The organism is Halorussus salilacus, from assembly GCF_024138125.1.
GTDB lineage: Archaea > Halobacteriota > Halobacteria > Halobacteriales > Haladaptataceae > Halorussus > Halorussus salilacus.
In genome coordinates, this window is sequence record NZ_CP099995.1 from 67,868 (window position 1) to 87,131 (window position 19,264).

The 19,264-nt window shown below is 54.6% G+C and carries 13 protein-coding genes and 3 pseudogenes; 4 read left to right on the forward strand and 12 right to left on the reverse strand.

The window, feature by feature from the left end:
• Positions 1-35: 35 nt before the first annotated feature.
• The 6 genes and pseudogenes from NGM10_RS17500 to NGM10_RS17525 all read right to left on the reverse strand — a co-directional run bounded on the left by NGM10_RS17500 (position 36) and on the right by NGM10_RS17525 (position 6,841).
• Complete coding sequence (locus tag NGM10_RS17500) at positions 36-2,495, reverse strand: DEAD/DEAH box helicase (RefSeq protein WP_253485002.1); 2,460 nt, start codon at positions 2,493-2,495, stop codon at positions 36-38.
• A 51-nt stretch (positions 2,496-2,546) separates the two neighbouring features.
• Complete coding sequence (locus NGM10_RS17505; RefSeq protein ID WP_253485005.1) at positions 2,547-4,313, reverse strand: HesA/MoeB/ThiF family protein; 1,767 nt, start codon at positions 4,311-4,313, stop codon at positions 2,547-2,549.
• Position 4,314: 1 nt separating this feature from the next.
• Positions 4,315-4,806: a hypothetical protein gene (locus tag NGM10_RS17510; RefSeq protein WP_117595638.1), complete on the reverse strand. Its 492-nt coding sequence runs from the start codon at positions 4,804-4,806 to the stop codon at positions 4,315-4,317.
• Positions 4,803-5,075: a hypothetical protein gene (locus tag NGM10_RS17515; protein ID WP_253485007.1), complete on the reverse strand. Its 273-nt coding sequence runs from the start codon at positions 5,073-5,075 to the stop codon at positions 4,803-4,805. The genes NGM10_RS17510 and NGM10_RS17515 overlap by 4 nt, the downstream gene beginning before the upstream one ends.
• A gap of 240 nt (positions 5,076-5,315) precedes the next feature.
• Positions 5,316-5,894: a hypothetical protein gene (locus NGM10_RS17520; RefSeq protein WP_253485010.1), complete on the reverse strand. Its 579-nt coding sequence runs from the start codon at positions 5,892-5,894 to the stop codon at positions 5,316-5,318.
• A 295-nt stretch (positions 5,895-6,189) separates the two neighbouring features.
• Positions 6,190-6,841 (reverse strand): annotated as a pseudogene (locus tag NGM10_RS17525) (IS6 family transposase).
• 94 nt (positions 6,842-6,935) lie between these two features.
• Here NGM10_RS17525 and NGM10_RS17530 point away from each other — a divergent pair.
• Complete coding sequence (locus tag NGM10_RS17530) at positions 6,936-7,424, forward strand: hypothetical protein (protein ID WP_253485013.1); 489 nt, start codon at positions 6,936-6,938, stop codon at positions 7,422-7,424.
• A 270-nt stretch (positions 7,425-7,694) separates the two neighbouring features.
• Complete coding sequence (locus NGM10_RS17535) at positions 7,695-8,498, forward strand: sugar phosphate isomerase/epimerase family protein (RefSeq protein ID WP_253485016.1); 804 nt, start codon at positions 7,695-7,697, stop codon at positions 8,496-8,498.
• Here the strand turns inward: NGM10_RS17535 and NGM10_RS17540 are convergent.
• Both NGM10_RS17540 and NGM10_RS17545 read right to left on the reverse strand, forming a co-directional pair.
• Positions 8,475-9,500 carry a Gfo/Idh/MocA family oxidoreductase gene (locus tag NGM10_RS17540; protein ID WP_256504383.1) on the reverse strand — a complete coding sequence of 342 codons (1,026 nt, stop codon included), beginning with the start codon at positions 9,498-9,500 and terminating at the stop codon, positions 8,475-8,477. The genes NGM10_RS17535 and NGM10_RS17540 overlap by 24 nt on opposite strands.
• A 251-nt stretch (positions 9,501-9,751) precedes the next feature.
• Positions 9,752-10,328, reverse strand: a pseudogene (locus tag NGM10_RS17545) (IS6 family transposase).
• 95 nt (positions 10,329-10,423) lie between these two features.
• On the opposite strand from NGM10_RS17545, the gene aroE reads away from it, so the two are divergent.
• Together aroE and NGM10_RS17555 are read left to right on the forward strand one after the other, a co-directional pair.
• Positions 10,424-11,323: a shikimate dehydrogenase gene (gene aroE, locus NGM10_RS17550; RefSeq protein WP_253485019.1), complete on the forward strand. Its 900-nt coding sequence runs from the start codon at positions 10,424-10,426 to the stop codon at positions 11,321-11,323.
• Between the two features lie 338 nt (positions 11,324-11,661).
• A complete protein-coding gene (locus NGM10_RS17555) occupies positions 11,662-12,885 on the forward strand; it encodes a methionine adenosyltransferase (protein ID WP_253484748.1) in 1,224 nt (407 codons plus the stop codon).
• A 633-nt stretch (positions 12,886-13,518) separates the two neighbouring features.
• Here the strand turns inward: NGM10_RS17555 and NGM10_RS17560 are convergent.
• From NGM10_RS17560 to NGM10_RS17575, 4 genes and pseudogenes are all read right to left on the reverse strand, one after another.
• A pseudogene (locus tag NGM10_RS17560) lies at positions 13,519-14,196 on the reverse strand (IS6 family transposase).
• A gap of 1,076 nt (positions 14,197-15,272) precedes the next feature.
• A complete protein-coding gene (locus NGM10_RS17565) occupies positions 15,273-16,619 on the reverse strand; it encodes an amidohydrolase (protein ID WP_253484750.1) in 1,347 nt (448 codons plus the stop codon).
• Between the two features lie 427 nt (positions 16,620-17,046).
• Positions 17,047-18,192: a glycosyltransferase gene (locus tag NGM10_RS17570; RefSeq protein ID WP_253484752.1), complete on the reverse strand. Its 1,146-nt coding sequence runs from the start codon at positions 18,190-18,192 to the stop codon at positions 17,047-17,049.
• Positions 18,185-18,832 carry a class I SAM-dependent methyltransferase gene (locus tag NGM10_RS17575; protein WP_253484755.1) on the reverse strand — a complete coding sequence of 216 codons (648 nt, stop codon included), beginning with the start codon at positions 18,830-18,832 and terminating at the stop codon, positions 18,185-18,187. Before NGM10_RS17575 ends, NGM10_RS17570 begins: the two co-directional genes overlap by 8 nt.
• Positions 18,833-19,264: the final 432 nt, after the last annotated feature.

A 19,264-nucleotide genomic window follows, 5' to 3' on the forward strand; every position in this document is an offset into this window, starting at 1 on the left:
CTATAGAGTACTGAAATAACTGAGTATAGTCTTCCCTATGGCTGAACAGGAACCTCTAACAGTTGCTTCAGAAGACGGATTGCGAGCCGCTTGTTTAGCGTCCGATTCGCATTCCCACATTGCGGCGAGTGAACGCACGATGGACACCCGCCTTCACAGGGACAGCTAGAGAGCATTTCCAACGTGCGCTCAAGCATTGTCTCCAGCTTCCCGAACGCTTCTCGAGTAAGTCCTACTCCACCTGGATGACCATCGTGGACGAAAATCGTGCTCCATCCAGTGTGTGGATGATACTCGGTCGAGAGTCCACCGACGTCGCGACGAGCACAGAGAATCTCGAGTGGGAACAAAGAGATCAGTGCGTGCTCCAAAGCGTGAATACTCGCGAGAAATCCGTCCTCTTCCTCACTCGCAGCTTTGATGTCCTGCTCGATCTGCGGCGGAATTGTGAAATAGAGCCCACGGGTGCGAATTGTCCGTTCAGGAAGCGGCTCGTCGAAAGCCCGCTCGACGCCGTCCTCATCTGATGGGTGGTCATAGAGCATGTATCCCGTCACTTCTTCGGCGACGGTGAGATCCGCAAATCCAACAGAGACAGTCTCCTGTGAGGCGAGACCGCCCGTCTTGAGCTCCTCTTCGATAGTAATTCGTTTCTCAGTGAGTGGACGGGTATACCCCATCGTGTTCACTGACTTCAGGAGCACACGGTCAGCATCGAATTCTGCCTCCGTCACACGATACGACTCCTTTTGATGATGATAGATTGCACCGGGGTGTGCATCACGAAGCGCATCGCCAAACGGCAGCGAGGTAAGTGTCCTATCACGCAGTCGATCATAAAGTTCGATTTGCCGATCATCGATAGAGCGGATGTCCATCGTGTGTTGCGGGCTGTCCTCTCCCATGTACTTCCACCGAGGACCGGTTCGAGAGCTAAATCGCTCTAGTTGGTCCGCGTCATCAAGAGACGCAACAGTCGCCGGATATTCAGCGCCAAAGTAGGTGTCATCACTGGTGCGCAGGAACAGCTCTTGAGCCGCACAGCAGACGTGGTCATCTAGTATTTGGGTGTTTGCGGGGTTGACTGCTGCTTGTTCAGGGTCGCCGTCGAACAGGAGATCCGGATTCGCCATACAGTACTGGTCTAACGGATTCGGGCTTGCTACGAGGACAACAAGACTCGGATTTTCTCCACGTCCTGCCCGCCCAGCGCGCTGGAATGTGCTCATGCTTGTTCCTGGATGCCCGTCGAGAAGGACGACGTCGAGACTACCGACGTCGATGCCGAGTTCGAGTGCATTCGTACTCCAGACACCTCGAATGGATCCATCGCGAAGCCCCGCCTCGATGGTGGTCCGACGTTCGTCCTGGAGTGCTGAGTGGTATGCAGTAACCTGGTCCGCTAGCTCGTGTTCACCACGCTTTCGAAGCTTGCTATCGCACCAGTTTGCGTACTGCTCGGTTCCCTGTCTGGCCCGTGTGAAGACGAGCGTCTGATACCCTCGTTGAACAAGATCGCAGAACAACCGCACCGTTTCTGGGTGATGGGAACGGCGCTCTCCGCCTATAATCTCGTTGTGGTGGGGTACTTCAACCGGGCTTGATGGTGGTGGGCTCGCTTCGGAACTGCCTTCCGCATTTGAAGGTGGTCCATCGGCTGTCGCCGATTCTGCCTCCAGTTCCTCGTCTTCTCTTAGCGGTGGATTCCAGAATACCCACTGGCGAGGGCCTGTCGCACTGGCATCGTCGTTGATTAATGAGAACTGGCTGGGTTGCTGTCCAGTGACTGCTGCTGCGTGTTCGATTGGATTCCCGATAGTTGCAGAGCAGCAGATGTACTGGGGAGTAGAATCGTAGTACTCTGCCAAACGGGAGAGACGACGGAAAATTAGTGAGACGTGGCTTCCGAATATCCCTCGGAACTCGTGTACTTCGTCGACGACGACCGTCTCGAGCTGTTGGAAGAGCCACTTCCAGTGTTTTGGTGATTTAGAATATGGGAGCAAGCTTTTATGAATCATATCGGGGGTGGTCAAGAGAACATCTGGTTGGCGGGCCCAGACTTCACGTTTCTCGGAGTCCGTCAGTAGTCCTGTATATGTCGCAACGTCGACGCTCTGACTCCCCTCAAGACTTGCGGCAATCTTGGAAATAGTATCTCTTTGATCGTTAATCAGAGCGTTCATCGGTGCGATATAGAGCGTCTTACCGTGGTGATCAAGAGCGCGCTCGAGTGCTGGCACCGTATAGGCGAGACTCTTACCGCTAGCTGTCGGAGTAGCGAGTACGACATTGTCTCCGTCTCGGACGACTTCGATTGCGTCCGCTTGGTGTTGGAAGAGTTCGTTGATATCGTGACGAGAGAGTGCGCTCGCTAACCGGTGATCAAGATCGATTGGTGAGGTTTCGGCCGAGGCCCCTGGCGTTCGCTCCTGATGGGTGATTTGCCCCTCGTAGTAGGGCCGGTTTCTAAGCCACTCGATTGTCTTCTCCACGGACGATTCTCGATTCACGTGATCGTATGTTGTGATTGTCTATTTTTCGCTCTACTGAGACGATTCCTTCGAGCTTCGGTTCACGAGACGAGCGACATACGCAGTAATGCGCTGAAAGACGCCCCTCTCTGTTTGCTCTTCATCATCCGGTTCGGCGGTCTCTCGTTGCTGATCGCCCTCTCTGTGTTCTTCAAGGACCTTCCGGAATGTCGGATCGGGCTCAGTCGGCAACTCGTAGTGGTCACCCCGTGCGAGTGCTTCTTTCCGGGCGCAGTCCTCCTTGCACGAGATCCGTTTTTCATTATTGCTATCTTCTTGCCAGCCAACCGTACCAAAGAGAGCATCGTACTCCTGACTGCCAACGAGAGCTTGTGAGGTGATGCCGACTGCAAGCGCTTGGAAACGAAGGGCCAAGAGTGATGCCACGAGCCCGTTGTTCGTGGCCACGGAGGCCGCCCGCTCATCACCTTCGCCATCATCTGCCAGCTCTTCACCGTCATCCAGACCTTGGACGTATCCCGCTCCACGGGCGGCATCTGGCTCTCTGTCGTGAATCACGCCCTCTTCCTCATCTCCGTGGAACCAGTGGCCAGTACACTCAAGACAGGGATGTCCTGGCCCCGTAGCGGAGATGAGCGATCTAGACCCGATGTCGAGTTCATCCTTTTCGTCATTCGGGATGAGCTCGGTCCCTCCGTCAAGAACGGGAATGAGGTGAGCATGCGAAACCTCGTCAAGGAGGAATCGAACCCAGTGCGTGTCAGCGGCGTTGATGATGACATCGCAGTTGAGTAGTTGTGGAAGGCAAGCGTGCTCCTCGTCTTCCTCGACTACGCTTCCGTACTCTGCCTGTGCGGTGAATCGCGGGTTCGTCGCCGACCGCTCCGCGACTTTCTTTGCCACCTCGACTTTCGGCTTACCGACATCATCAGCTGTAGCGCCGTAAGACCGATTGAGGTTCGCACGTTCGAGGTAGTCGAAGTCGACGAAGACCGTTTCTTCAACGCCGAGACGCGCTAACTGTTCGGCGAGGAGCGAACCGACGCCTCCGAGACCTACGACTCCAACGCGGAAGCCAGCAAGCGTCTGTTGACCGCGTTCCCCCCAGAGCTCTACCGTTGAATCCTGAGCTTCCGAGTCGATCGCTCCGCCCGTACCAGCCGGCCCAGCAGCATCCCTGATCGTTGGGAGCTTTTTGATTCGTTCACCTACAACTCGGACCGCTGTTGCGTGCGTGAACTCACCTGTTTCCTCTCCGGTACGGCTTTCCCCTTCAGCCTTTGATGAGTTCGGGTAGACGAACTCATACGCCCGAACCGACCATTCGCGTTGGCCAGTCTCGGCGTTAGGACGATCTGTCACGATACCCGCTGCGAGCGGGACCTCCGAGCCGAGATTCAGACCGATGTCGTACAGTTCTTCTTTGTCAGCTATTTTGTCGGGACCAGACGGAGTCGCACCGCTTCCCGGATGGGTGTGGATGAAGATCAGACCCGCTCCTGGCACTTCTGCAGCCTCGTTGATTGCTCGCAGCGTATAGTCTGGGTGGAACTTTAGCTGGCCGTCGAAGTAGACGTCTCCCGGCCCCGGTTCGACGACCTTCTGTAACAGGTACGTCGTCCTTTTGTCTCCCGTGCTCGGGGTGATGATTCCGATCGCTCCTCGCTCGGGTAAACCATGCAGATGGTGACCTTCTGGCGGCTTCAGGAATCCATCAAGTGTCTCCCATGTCTCTTCACTGAGCGCAAACTGGAATTCTGCCGCCTGACTGGGTGGCGACTTCTCACCGACTGCACGGGCACGGTACGCTCCTGTCATGCTATCCCGTTTCGAAGCCTGCGTCGATCACTTCGATTGCACGCACAGCGTGCTCCGGTTTTTCTGGCTTAAAATTCAGGTGTGACCACCGCAGGCTGAAGGTGATTCCCTGATCGACTCCCAAGTCGTTCTGAAGATACTTGTCTTGGTCACGACGGGCCGGATTGTTGTCTTCCCATCCCTCTCGATCGGCACGTTCGACTGGCGGGACAGTCACAACCCAGTGAGGATCGCTGTTGACGAAATTCTCAGGGAGGAAAATGTACACCTCCGCTTGCTCTGGTGTGTAGGGGTGTTGATACACAGTGAAGTCGAACTCACCAAGCCAGACTGCGATTTCCCCGTCGTGTCTTCCAACCGGGATTGCTGGTGTGTGTCTTTCTCGGAGGGCCGAAAGCGCCTTCTGAAACGAAGGTTTCAGATTCTCTTCTGCAAGCCTGGCTGGTGGGGAAGGCCCATCCATCTCGCCCGTCGACGTTTCGCCTTCACTCACGACCGACCGCTCCCCTTCGGGACAATTCGGAAGAACTTCCGATTCTCGTCACTGAGGTTGACGGTGTCGGAGTCCTCGAACTGAGTGTCTTTGGGCTTGTTCTTTCCTTCCAGAGCGTAGAGCCACTTCTGGTCGGTCTTATCCTCGTCTGTTCCTGCGTCGATCATAATCGTCTCTGCGGTCTGAACGGGGTCGTCGAACCGAATCGTCGTATTCCCGATGTGGATCGGGTACGTCCGGTTCTCCTCCCCTTGGTTTTCAGCTCCCATACCACTACATCTATTCTGCGATGACTTATACCTTGCCACTAGCAACATTCGAAACACGCTAAATTAGAAATTACATCTCTACGTTGGGGGATGCTATGGTGTAGATCAATCGAATTTGACTCCCCAGTGTACGAAATCCGCCAGCTCGAGGGCCAAACGACAATCTATGGAGTGCATTCAGCAATGTTGAGTTCCACGAGAAGGTCACATCGCGTCCGCCGATCTACACAAGCTTCCTGGTTACCGCTTCAGAAGGCTACGAGCGCGTGAGAGGAATCCTTCTCGCGGATCGCCGGTAGTCGTCTCCCCAAGCCAGTCGAAGAACTCGTCCGGCGTCTTAATGATCAAATCGAGCCCCCGCTTTTCAATTCGAACCGTCATCGGAGGGTCGCGCTTGTACTCGTGGAGTTCGAAGTTCATCGACTCTGGGAAGGTCACCTGTAGAGTATCGCTGTCTTTAGCAATTTCGACGTCCTCTCGGTCGATGAGGTTTCGCCAGCGCTCTCTGCCAGTGTCATAAGCTTGCTCAGCCGGTTCGGTTGGGAAGTAGTCTGGCAGTGGACGGTCGGCATGCTCATAGAGGCCCTGCATGGCCGCCCTCACTTCCCGAAGTGCGTCAGAGTCAGTTCCCAGCTCGAGATCGCGGTTGAGATACTCGTACCCAAACCACTGGAAAATCGGGTTCTCCGTGTCGATTAGACGGTTTACTTCAGCTTCCCCCTGATGTGAGGTCATGAAATTCACGTCGAATCGGAGGATCTTAGCACGGTTACGGAACCACTCTCCAGGGCGCTTATCGTTCGAGATGAAGGCGAACATCGGATAGGCCGTTTCGCCGGTCCATCCACTCCAATAGTTTCGAAGCGTATCCAGCGAGTTCACCTTCTGCTTGGTGATGTCGTCGACGACGACGGGGAACGACGTGTGTGCTGAACGCAGATTCCGGACTTTTCGCTTCCCAATTTCGTCTGCGTCGACGGGTGCTTCGACACGGTTTCCACTGATCAGAGACAGGGCAAATCGACAGAATGTCCCTTTTCCTCCATTTGACTCGCCAAAGACGTAGAGGTACGGGAGCGCCTTGTCGAGGTTAATCCCGTGCTCATGGTAGTATTCAGATACGCTGATTCCATACGAAGGCGAACGCTTGAAGCCACTTTCGACGGTATCTGCTTCGGCGTGACTGAAACAGTTCGAGAACTGGTTAGTTCGTCGTTTTACTTCTCGGAAGACACGTTCGACGCTATTCCGATTCCCATGGTGTTCATACTGTAATCGGAAACCGTGTCGAGCAAGTGCCGCCTGCAAGCACGGCGCAGAATCGACGAGAAAGAGCGCGTCATCGACGAGATGTTTCTCACAGAGTTCGGTAAGGAACATCTCGGTAATCACTTGATTTCTCGTCGGAGCGAGCTTCATGTGCAGCAGGCGGTTCGTGTTGGGACCGGCCGCAGCGTACAGCCAGAACCGGTCGTCGTTCAGCTGGATCACGATCTCGTCAACCGCGACGTGATCCGGGTCTGCGCCATTAAGCGGCTGGAGTTCTGCCTTCTGCACCCCGTATGACCGGTTGTTCGATAGCGATTGACACCCAACCTCTCAAGAATAGAGACAATCTCCGAATGTGAGGGTCCTGCCAGATGGAGTCGGATACCGAGTTTCATCGCAGGCTCGGGTATCGCCTCCCGCTCCACAAACTCTAACTCGAAAGAGTCACTACCTCCGTTGAGGCGGGCGACATCGTTGAGGACATGGAGCGAATTCACGAATCACTCCACCCGGTTCACGCGGCTTCGACCCCCTTACGATGGGGTATGCCTCCAGGATGATCGAGTGCGACGTTAACGTTTCCGACCAGCGGTGCTGGGAGGTGATCGGCGACTGTTCGTCAAGGAGGTCACCACCGTCATGGAGAACTTCTCCAGGGCGATCGGAAACTGCACGAGATGCGGGAAACGATTCGACGTGCCGATCGTCGATGGCGAACTGGCCGTCCTGTATCCCATCGTCAGAGGCGAACCGAACGGGTTGGACGAGGGTGCGACCACCAAGGTCGAGTTCCCGAATCCTACCGACTCCGAGATGTTGACGATGATATTCCTGTCGGTTACCCCACTTGATCCCAAAGAGACGACTGCCAAAGGATACGTCCCACCTGAGTCGGCCACAACCTGGCTGAGCGCGGGCGAGACGACGATCCAAACCTTCGATCTCTCTAGCGAGGTCGTCTACGATACCGACTACGTCGTACACCGGTTCGTCATCGGGAACCTCTGGCCGTACATGGGAGTTGGCATGTTGCGAGCAGGTAGCGAGCCCGGGCTCAAGCCCTCGCGCGTCCTCGGCTAAACCATACCTCGTGGGTACGTGTCGAGCCCTTCTTGGAGAGCCGGAGTTACCAGGACCAGCTAGGACTGTCTTACCGGTGGTGGAGTACCGCCGCGTAGTGTGGATTTCCTTCACGTTTCCGTAGAAACCGACGACACCGACGTTCGAATCGAGAAGTCTCTCGTGCTGTTGCATATCCAGATGCACGTAAGATTATTAATTGAGATAGAAACGCCCCAACAACGATATCGAATGTGATAAACATAATGGATTACTCGAAATAAACTGAATATGAATATTGGTGTAATCTCGGGAGAGGTCGGTGACACCGACGAAGTCCTCGATTTTTGGCGTCAAACGGACATCGACCACGTGGAAGTGCGAATGGTCGATGGAGACAACGTCGCAAACCTCTCTCTAGAGACTGTCGAAGTAGTAGCGAATCGGTTCGACGAGATAGGTATCGACGTCCCGTGCGTTGCGAGTCCGATTCTGAAAACGTCGCTCGTTGGTGGTGACGACAACCCATCCGAGTACGTCAACTACGACGCCAAGTTTGGCGTCTCCGAACAGAGGGAACTCGCCGACGACATCGGCGAGAAGGCAAACCTTCTCGGCGCCGACTACGTACGAATCTTTTCGGGGTGGAACGAAGATTGCGACTGGGAAGAGACGTTACCCCCTCTGCTGGAGTCGGTCTCGTCAATCCTATCCGAATACGGAATACAGCCGCTCCTCGAACTAGATCACATGTGTAACGTGACGACTTACGAGCAATTCGAACGAATAAGCGACCGCGTGTCAGGAGACGTCGGTGTTCTCTTCGATCCTGGGAACTACGTTCTCTCCGGTCGGGATGACGTACTCGCAGAACTCGACCGAATCGGCGATGGCGTAACCCACGTCCATGTCAAGGACGTCGCTGACGGGGAATGCGTACCGCTCGGCGAGGGTGATATACCGTATGCGGAACTCCTTCGACGAATGACCGAGTACGGTATCGAGTCTCTTTCACTAGAAGCACTGAACGTCGACGTAGAGATGAAATCGGAAGTCCGGAAACTACTGGAACTACTCCCGGATACTGCGCAATAACCGGAGGACATCGAGACCCTTTTCGACCGATATTTCTTGGCGCCCTCCCATCGTCTCCTTGTCTGCGATAATGCGATGCAGATGACGACTGAGGCTGTCGTCATAAATGACCCATTCTCGACGCTCGCCTGCCGATTCGACCGTGACTCTTCCTTTGGGCCGTTCCATTCCAGGTATCGGTTCAAACTCACCGGTTATTGTAACCTCGTCGTCGGTAATCTCCGCTACGCGAAGCCGATCCTCCGATGTGGGGTTGATGAATGAACCGTCCGAGAGCAATCCGTTCGTGGATGTGTAGAGATGTGCGTCAATCTCACCCGAGGATAGGTTCGCCTGTGCAAACCCTTGCGTCGGTCTGTCCATAGCCGAAATCTGAAACGATGATTCCATAGAGTTCTCGACCTCCCATTGTAATGGATCAATACCTGTGAGCTGGGATAGTATCGCTATGATGTGGGGGCCTTCGTACCCCCAAACTCCCCAATATCGATCGACATATCGGCCCGATAGATTGTCGATGTATCTGTTTTTGCAAAACGATATGGAGATGTCCGGAGACGAAACATCGTATATGTCACAAAGTTCGATAATCTTTTCTACGATTTTCGATGACCGATAACTTTCATTCACGTAGACGTTGTGTGAGTGGGCCTCCACTAGTCTCTCGATCTGTTCTATGACATTGGGAATACAGATAGGTTTCTCGACTATAATGGGCTTCGATGGAAATGTCTGGCTAACTTTCTCAAAAACTATGTGGTGGAGATCGGTAGGGACGGCAATATCGATAACATCGAAATTAGCGTCGGATGCGGCTTCGATCTCTTCGTACATAGGTATCCCTTCTGGAGTTTTTTTTGACTCTTTCTCAACCACCGCTCCCACCTCGACTCCGTCGGGATAACAATTATGGTGCATCCGTCCAGCAGCTCCGTACCCGATGAGGAGTACTCGTTGGTCCTTTGCGACACTTGATTGGGCCTGCGAATGAGTAGAAAACATCGTACCTGATACAGTCACGAATTTTATATTTATATTATATAAATTTAGCGCTTTTATTCTATGGGTGTTATGGGCTTGAATCTACCCAGTAAACGGTGCTATGATAGTAACGAGCAAGGTAACAGAATGGGTAGAGTCGCCCCGGTAGTGCTTCGTTAACAATCCCGTACCAAACATGATTTGAAAGCACTCAACCGACTCATCACTTCGGAGTTGTACTTTTAGGGATGCTGTCGGACCAAATGGTCGTGTTAAGTTTGGCATTGATTGTGCCAGACAGCGAAGGCTTGGAGCCACGATTCAGCAGTTTGTAACTCGGCGTTGCGGAATGCATTCGCAAACGAAGAGGTTCGTCGTTTTATCTCACGAAAAACACGTTCGGCGCTATTCCGATTTCCGTGGCGTTCATACTGAAATCGGAGGCTGAGGCGGGTGAGCGCAGTGTGCAGATGGTGAGCTCCATCGACCAGAAACGTGGCGTGCTCGACCTGGTGTTTGTCGCGGAGTTCTCTGAGAAACAGCAGCGTGAGTTGGGTCGTCCGAGTCTGAAACACCATTGACCCGAATCACGGTTTCGTCCACCGCGATCTGATTCGGGCTCGCATCGCTGGTCGGCTGTAGTCCGGCTTTCTGCACCCAGTTGTGAACGGCTGTGCGACTTCGTTCGACACCCTGTCTTTCAAGCTCCGCAACTGTATTCGAGAGTGAAACTCCCATCAGATGGAGACGAATACCCTCTTTAATCGCCCATTCGGGTGTCCGCTTGCGCTCCACAAACTCCAAGTCAATCCACTCGCTAGCACTACTGAGGCGGTCGGTTCTGGTCATAGAGCAACCGAACCACAACCGCCTCATCCTTAACTGAACACGACCGTATCGGTCCAAGAAAAATTTTATTACAATTCCGTATCCTTCGTCAATCAATGATTGATAACAAGGTCGTCACCGCCCTTCTGGGAGACCCTGTCGAGCACAGCGTGTCACCAACGTTGTACGGTACCTTCGCCGAAGCCATTGGTATCGACGACTATCAACATCTCAAGGTACGGGTTCAGAGCGATGTAGACGGTGATCTCGAAAAGGCGATTGAGGGATTGCGAGCCTTCGGTCTCGTCGGATGTAACATCACGCTCCCCTTTAAGCAGGACACCTTGGAACTAGTGGACGAATTGGATGAAACCGTCGATAAGATCGGGGCGGTAAACACGATCCAGAACGAGGATCATCGGCTCGTCGGTTACAACACTGACGGTGTCGGGGCGTTGAAGTCAATCGAGGAACGCTCCAGAAAGATCACTTCGAACGACAAGGTGGTCATCTTAGGCGCGGGTGGTGCAGCCCGCGCGGTTAGCTCGGAGGTGTACGAACGGACCACGGACCTAGTTCTCGTCAACCGAACGCTGGAACGTGCAGAACGGTTGGTGAACGACCTCGAGTCGTGGGGGGGGAACGGTGCAGAACCCCTGGAGTTGGACGATGAGAACCTACGAGCGGAACTGGTAAACGCAGACTTCGTCCTCAATTGTACGTCCGTAGGCATGCATCCGGATACGGATGCTACCGTGGTCCCTCCGAGGGTATTAGATCACGTCGACGAGCAGAGAGGCGGACTTGACAATATGATCTTCTGGGATGCGATATTCAATCCACTGCAAACGATGTTCCTAGAGGAAGCTGAGAAGCGGAATGCGACGACAATCGATGGGTTGGGGATGATGATATATCAGGGTACGGAGGCTTTCGAACTCTGGACGGGCGAAACCGTCCCCGAGGAAGCTATCGTAGAGGCTCGAGACCGGATGGAGGAAGAACTACTCTCGTAGAGGAGAACCTCTTCGTCTCGAGGCGGGACTGACGGCCGGTGGAAGCCGCTACCCGCTGGTGTTTGGTCCTCACTGATGAGGGGGTAACTTTGCCTACTTTTCGTATCAGTAGGCAATGAATGTGGTCCGATGTGTTCGGCCTACTCTCCGGGTCGGTCATGCGTTCACAGCCGAGGACCCGGTTCATGGACGTTCCGCTCAGAACTCAAAAACATGAGTCGATGTCCGGATTCGGCCGGAAGAGAGTGTGTTGACAGATCCGGGACATCTGAGTCTCTCCGTTGAATGAGAAGTTTTTTACTCATGCCATCTATTATAGCAAGTAAGATATTACAAAAATGAAGCTCTATAGTGATTTAAAGACTCCTGACGATTGGGAACTTGAGGTCGTCGAGCGGAAGGGCATAGGGCATCCGGACACGCTCGCAGATGGATTGGCGGAGACTGTCTCTAATGAGTATGCAGCCTTCTGCGAGGAGAACTTCGATGCAGTACTTCACCACAACATCGACAAGCTCTCCTTGATCGGTGGACTCGCCGAGGTGGACTTCGGTGAAGGGGATGAGATCGTCCCATCAAAAGTGATACTGAATGGCCGAATGAGCACTCGATTCGGTGACGAAGAGATCGATATCGAGACCTTGATGCGAGACAGCGTCAAAAGGTATCTCAACGACATTCTTCCCAACTTGGACACTTCTCCAAAGATTGAGATACATACCAACGATTACTCCCACAATCCACACTGGTACAGACCCCGGGACCTCCAGGACGTTCCTGACGCTGAATCACCGCACGCCAACGACACGTCTACCTGTGTTAGCTATTGGCCGCCGACGCCAGTTGAAGAAGCAGTCCTCGGCATTGAAGCCTTCTTCTACGACGACGACTTGCATCCGCGCTTTGACTACGTCGGTCAGGATATCAAGGTGATGGCCAACCGGAACGGCAGTTCGGTTGATTTCACAGTCGCAGTTCCCTTCATCACAGAAGAGACACCAGACCTCAAGTTTTACGAACGGCATATTGAGGACTTCGAGGAACGGATCGCTATGTATGCCGAAGAGATTATGAACGGCAAGTATGATGCCACTGTGACGATTAATCACTCCGGCCAGTGGGAGGACGAGTACTACCTCCTTGCGACGGGGTCGTGCATTGAGAGCGGAGAGGAAGGCGTGGTTGGGCGCGGAAACCAGGCCCATGGAACGATCTCGATCCATCGGCCTTCCTCGATGGAAGCGCCCCACGGGAAGAATCCTGTCTACCACGTGGGCAAGGTGTACCAAATCATCAGCGATCACCTCTCAAGGACGATCGCTGGGACGTTCGACTGTCGGTGTACGGTAAACATGACGAGCAAGATCGGTGCGGACCTATATGATCCGGGCAACCTGACGGTCAGAACGGATACCGCGATCGACGAGGGCAAACTGGAGGACGTGGTGTACCAGACGTTGCGGAGTAAAGACTGGACCGCGAAGATCGTCGACGAGGGAGCACTCATGCCGCTGAATCGGATCCGGGAGTTTAAGCAACGAAGCAACGTATCGCCGAACTAGAACTGGTTGTGGGCACCACGCGTACGTGACTGACCCAGGGACGATACGGGTGGGGTCCTTAGGTCCGCTCCACTGAACGTTCCGTACCTCAGCGTGTTCGATAACTGGTTTGGAGAGCGTTCTCGATACCTTGCGGGAACAACTCCGTTCCGAGGAACGAACGGCCAGCAGGGCGCCATATGAAGCCTGTTAGGAGGTCGTCCGGCTGGCTTTCGAATCTCGATACAATACCAAGTACCAGCTGTTCGGAGGTAGCTCCTAGACCACGATGGCAATGTGGAAGCGGGTGTTTGGGCCTCGTTTCGTTAGGTTCCAACCGCGAGTGCCCACCCGCGGCAAGCGAGCCGTAGGTTCCGGCTGACCAGAGGAGTAGTCCCAGTCGGGAGATGCGGCCGGAGAGGTATCGTGAGCCGACGAATGATAACGATGAAACGTATTATCTCAAAAGAGTATTATATCCTCATTTCCCACGTCCAGAATTCTCGTATATCACAATATAACGTCGTCTCATTACTAAACACTGTTTTATATACAGAAATAATTACTTTTATAACAAACTATTAATCGTTACTGAAATCGGTCGTGATGGGACACATGTAACCCAACCGTTTCGGAATCTGTGAGCGGCACTGTCTAGTTTCCCTCTTCAATCGGTGTGCGTTCATCGAGGGCTTGGTGCGGTCGCTGGACATTATAGTAATGAACAAACGACGCAAGTCACTGGCGGACGCCCCGCCGACTGCCCACCCACGACGAATGGAAGCGGTCAATTCTCATCTTGAGAGTGTGAAACGACTTTTCAATCTGGTTTCGGTCGACATACTCAAGATGACCGCTCAACTCTAATCGGGAGAGGGCAGTCAGATAGCCTGCGCCATCAACTAGAAACACAGCCTCTGAACAATCGTGTTTCTGGGTGAGGCCGTGGAGGAACGCAGCTGCTGGATCGGTGCCTCGCCGACCAAACACGGCGACATCGAGCAGCACCTATGTGTCGAGGTCGATTGTAGCATACACCCAAGACCACTCACCGTGAATCCGGACAGCGGTCTCGTCGACCGCGACCCGCGTCGGCTGCGCCGACGGCGGGTCGCCGATGCTGTCAGCTAGCCGATGTATCCAACTCTAAACCGCTCCATGCGTCCGTTCGACGCCGAGGAGCCCAAGAATCGCTGCTGTTTCTCTGAGCGAACATCCGGCAGGGTGGAGCCGGACGGCGAACGCCCTGACGGGCGTCGCCGTCCGCTCCCGCTGCCAACATTCAAGAGTAGCCGTCTCTAACGTCTCTCTGAGCAGGTCTGCGACCTTCATTCCAACCAACCGCACGACCTGCTCATTTCTCAAACTGCGCTAACTAGACAGTGCCCTGTGAACTCTCCCATCATCGTCGGAATAGATCTCCTTAGCTTGTGTGATGCAGGGCGCTAAGCCCCCTTCCTCAACGAGCGGCGACCGAAGGGGAGGCGCGAGTAGGGAGGGGATACAGCGTCCGTCATCGGTTTCACTTCCACTGGACGGCTTGGCCTTACTACCCTCGCGGTTCAATGGGGTAGTAAGACACTCACCACATCGCGTCCGTCGTTCAAACGCGACAAGAAGCGTGCGTCGGACGTGTGGCCCGAGTGTCCATCCGGTAGGAGTGGGACACTCCAAACCGCCCGTCGAGGGAAATCGCCTGCGGAGTCTGGAACCGCTGTGGGACCTGTTCCTGCACGTTCCGACACAGAAACAGGAAGCCCCGACCTCAACAAGCGAGGGCCGGGTAGGCCCGAGCGCGGTAGGTCGGGGTAGTTCACTAACGCCACCAGCGTTTTTGAGAGGCCTCGGATCATCCGACCAAACTCGGTGCTCGTGACTCTCCACCACGCCCTAATCAAAGCCAGCTATGGGGCACCCGAGTGGAACGATCTGTTAAATGAATGCGCTCTGGCGATCGGTGCCGAGCCAACGCCATTCCTGCTGTTCATCCATCCAGATACGGCGCCGCCATCCCTCGAGTCTGCCGAATGGACACTGAGCGTGGACGCCTGAAGTCATTACCTGGACGTCAGTCTCCATAACGTCTTGAAGCCGCTCGTCGATGTGAAAATACCACGCATCGACACTGACGACCTCCACGTAAAGATAGACGTCGACGAGGGGGAGCCGCCGTACCACGCGCTCTCATAGAGGAAGGAGAGGGGCTCAGGCTCTTGCTGTTCGAATATAGACCCATCGAACGGGAGACGATGACCTTCCGTGTGGAAAGCGAGGACACGCAAGAAGAATACGCATCCGAACTCCCGATGCTCCGTGTTCGAGCCTTCGACTGCCCGTACTTCTCCCAGAAGACCGAACCACAGGTCAAGGAGGCTAGGAACATCCCACCGTTCACCCAATTGGCGGCTTCAGGCCAGTTCCCTCCCGTCTGCAATGCGTTGGCTGGATTTTCGCGCTGCGTCGTATACTTCGTCTTCGTCGAACGGCACCAGTTCGCGCTCGGAGACGAGGATGTCTCCCCCGACCAGCACAGTTCGAACGGCCTCACGGTTCGCCGAGTACACGATGTTCGAGACCGGGTCGTTGACTGGCACGAGCGATGACACCTCGCCATCGAGGATGGCGATATCGGCACGGAACCCAGGTTCGATTCGCCCGGCCTCGACGTCAAGAATGTCCGCACCGACGCGTGTCGCCATGTCGAGTATAGTCCGACTTTCCACGTCGACGGTACCAAGTCTGCAACGAGAGAGTAGCGTTGCGAGTTTCATCTCTTCGAGCATGTCGAGACTGTTGTTCGAAGCTGGCCCGTCGGTCGCCAGCGAGACCGAGACCCCGGCTTCTCTGAGTTCTGAAACCGGACAAAACCCGGAGCGAAGCTTCATGTTCGCTCCTGGACAGTGGGCGACACCGACGTCTTCCTCCGCCAAGATTTCGATCTCCGACGGGTCCAAGTGGACCGCGTGTGCAACGTATGCGTTCGCGTCCCAGAACCCGACTCTGTCGAGGTGTTCGACTGGACGAATACCGTGTCGTTCGATCGTGTCTAGAGCGTCTTCTTTAGATTCGCTAAGGTGTATGTGGATGGGGCAGTCCAAAGTATTCGCAACCTCGGCGGCCCGCTTGAGGAACCAGTCGTCACAGGTGTACGTTGCGTGAGGTGTTATCATCGGCGTAACGCGTGGGGTGAATGCATCCCGAACGTGCGTGACGAACCGCTTGGCTTGGCCGAATTGCGCCTCCGACTCCTCTCGCGTTTTCTCCTCGTTGCTCATCCCGTAGCCGACTCTCGCCCTAATCCCAGATTCGGCGACTGCACGGAGAATCGCCTCTTCTTCGAAATACATCTCTCCGAAGGCGGTAGTCCCCGACAGTAGCATTTCTGCGATCGCTAGCCGTGCGCCGTTGTACACGTCCTCTGCCGTCATTCGCTCCTCTACCGGCTGAATCTCTTTCCTGAACCACCTCCGGACCGGGAATCCGTCTGCGAGACCACGAAGCAGGGTCATCGGTGTGTGTGTGTGTACGTTCACTAGTCCTGGAATGACGAAACAACCGGACGCGTCGATTTCCTCCCGAGCACTCTCGATCCGACCGACGCGTTCGATTCGATTCCCTCGAATGCCGACATCTGTCTCGACGAACCGTGACCCGACGTATACCGTGCCTCCGCGAATTGCGACGTCCAGCCGATCTTCGTCATGTTCGCACTCACTCCTCTGGGTAAGGGTTCTTCCGGACTCGGGTTCTCCCACATTTTTGTATCAGGAACTGGATTTTAAAACGTTCCGGCTTCATGATCTGGGTCCTGCAAAGATCGTCACCAGAAGCCCCCTTGGGGTTTCATCAAGAATCATCTACAAGAGTCACCCGCAGACCAGTCTACCTCCATTCGGTCGTCCAGCAGGAACCAAATCGAGCCCTCTGACTCCGCTCGAACGAGCGATTGCTTCCTGGAGTGACTGTGATCGTATCGACTCGCGAGGACAATGATCCCCGTCGGTTTGCCCGTCGCCGACCGAAACGTGTCGATGGTACCGGCTACGCGCGTTGGCGTCGATGAGGTCACCCTTGGACGAATCATACCTGCTCCAACACGGACTCTGGTCCGACTCGAGTATCTGCCGAGAAACTGGTGCTGCACCGACGAGTCAAGGCCGAGACGATGAGTGGGTCGGCTGATCAGTCGATCGCCTCTTTTAAACGAGTCTTCTGTTCTTCGAGTTCAATCTCGACCTCTGCTTTGCTTTTCCCTTCGATGTTCTCGAAGTACGTCAAGACCCGTAGCAGATAGAACGGCGTGATGACCTCAGCCAACCTGTTCGCCTCTTCTGTGGAGACACTACGGCCATCGATGTACCTGAGGAACTGTCCCAGAATGTCGCACCACATTTCGCGGGTTAGGCACTGCTGTTGAATCTTGTTCTTGACAAACCCCGTAGATATGGGCTCGCAGTCGGTCGCGTCTTCCCCCGACAATTCTGTCAGGAGGCCAACGGCGGTGTCCAGCCGCTCCTCCACCGCTTCTTGTGAGGGCTTATCGACGTAATCAGCTATCGCGCTCGAATTGTTTATACCTTCGATACTCCGGGTGGTACCAGTATGGTCTCCTCTGCTGAGAAGGAAGAACGTGGTGGCGGCTATCTCTCTAAACATAGGGACCATCTTCCCAAAACTGGGTTTGTGGATCTTCTTTCCGAGCGAGGATTCTTTCACGTTCAGATCGTTCTCAAGGGCAGTGAGAGAGAAGAAATAGTCGATGCCGTATCTGTATACTGCCGGCGTCTTTGGGGCCGACAGGAATGTCTTGCAGGCTTCGTAATCCATAGAGAAGTCACCTGCGATGGGCTGTCTTAGATCGCAGTCATAGATCGCAGAGACGAGTGGATAGCAGAAGTGGTTGGTAGTATTACCTTCGTACCTGTTGCGCTCGTAGTTGGCTGTCACGAAATTCACGTCCGTCTCAAGGACGGGCGTGGCCAACTTCTCTATCCACGCTGGCTGCACTGACGTTATGTCGGCATCGATGGTCAGTATGCACACGTTGTCGAAGTCCTCGGCTCTCTCGTCGGCGTACTCGAGCAGCGAGATGAGGCTCCGGCCTTTCCCGATCTCGGGACCGGGGCGAACATACTCCTTCGGGAAGGTCGTCTCCGTGGCCAAAAAGTGTTCTCGAGTGTCATCCTCGCTCTGATCGAGGTTAACGATGACGGCTTCCGACTCCGGGAAGTACGTCTCGAGCCCCTCGTCGGCGGTCTGTGTAACGTGGGAGATGTTGTCTTCTTCATTGAACGAGGGGGTCCCAACGATGATTAAATTCTCACTCATAGGTCGACCTGTCAGGTTTCCGTGCCAGGAAGCAGAAGTTGTCGCCTCGTTTCGTGAGCTCCATCGGTTCGAACTCGGAGAAGACCTCCATCACTTCGTCTCTTCGGAAGTTGTGATGGGGGATGCCTTCTTCGGGACCTTCCAGCGGAACGACGGTTCCTGGTTCGACCTTTTCGAACTCTTCACCGTCTTCTTTGAGGTCGACCAGCTTCTGATACGTGGGCAGCTGGACGTAGACCAATCCCGACGGCTTCAACACTCGGTACATCTCGGCTACGGCGTGCTCGATCGTTTCCAGGTCGGCGTGGTTGATCGACACCGTCGCGATGGTCGCATCGAAGTACTCGTCTTCGTAGACGAACTCTTCCGCGAAGTTGGCTTGTCGGACGTCCGCATCGAAATCGGCACTTGCCAGATTCTCCGTCAAGGCGTCGACAGCAGATTCCGAGAAGTCGAACCCATGGAGATCGAAGCCATGTCGAGCCAGATACATTAGATGGCGGCCGGCCCCGCAGCCAACGTCGAGGACACGTTCTTTTCCTTCGTCTTCGAGGATCGACGCGAGTTTGACTATGTCTTCGTCAACGTCTCCGTCTACCCTCTCGTACCAGTCGTCCCAACTCCCTTTCCTTTGCTCCATGTCTCAAGCCCACAATTAAATAATAATATATGGTATAAAAAAACTCTGGTCTCTATTTCTTATCACTTACATCTAGTAAGTGACTGTGTAGAATATACTTCTCGATGGCTGTTTAAGAGACTTCACCGGTGGTGATGGCCGGACGTGGCGGTCGTCGAACTGGGGTGGATACAACGTAGCCATCGCTGCAGTCGGAGTCCAACCTCGTTCTTGGAGGCTCTTACTCCCTGATAGGTACCCGCGTCGTAAGACGTGTGCTGCCCTGTTCGGTCGTACCGTCAGCGACGACTGCGTCACGGCGATCATGAACCAAGTGCCTGCTAAACCACTGGGCTCCATTTCTCATCGTTTCACCCATCGGACCCTGACGTCTCTCGTGTGTCTGGGTACGATTACCCAGTCGCCGGTGCGACGGGTCTCGCCGCCACTGCT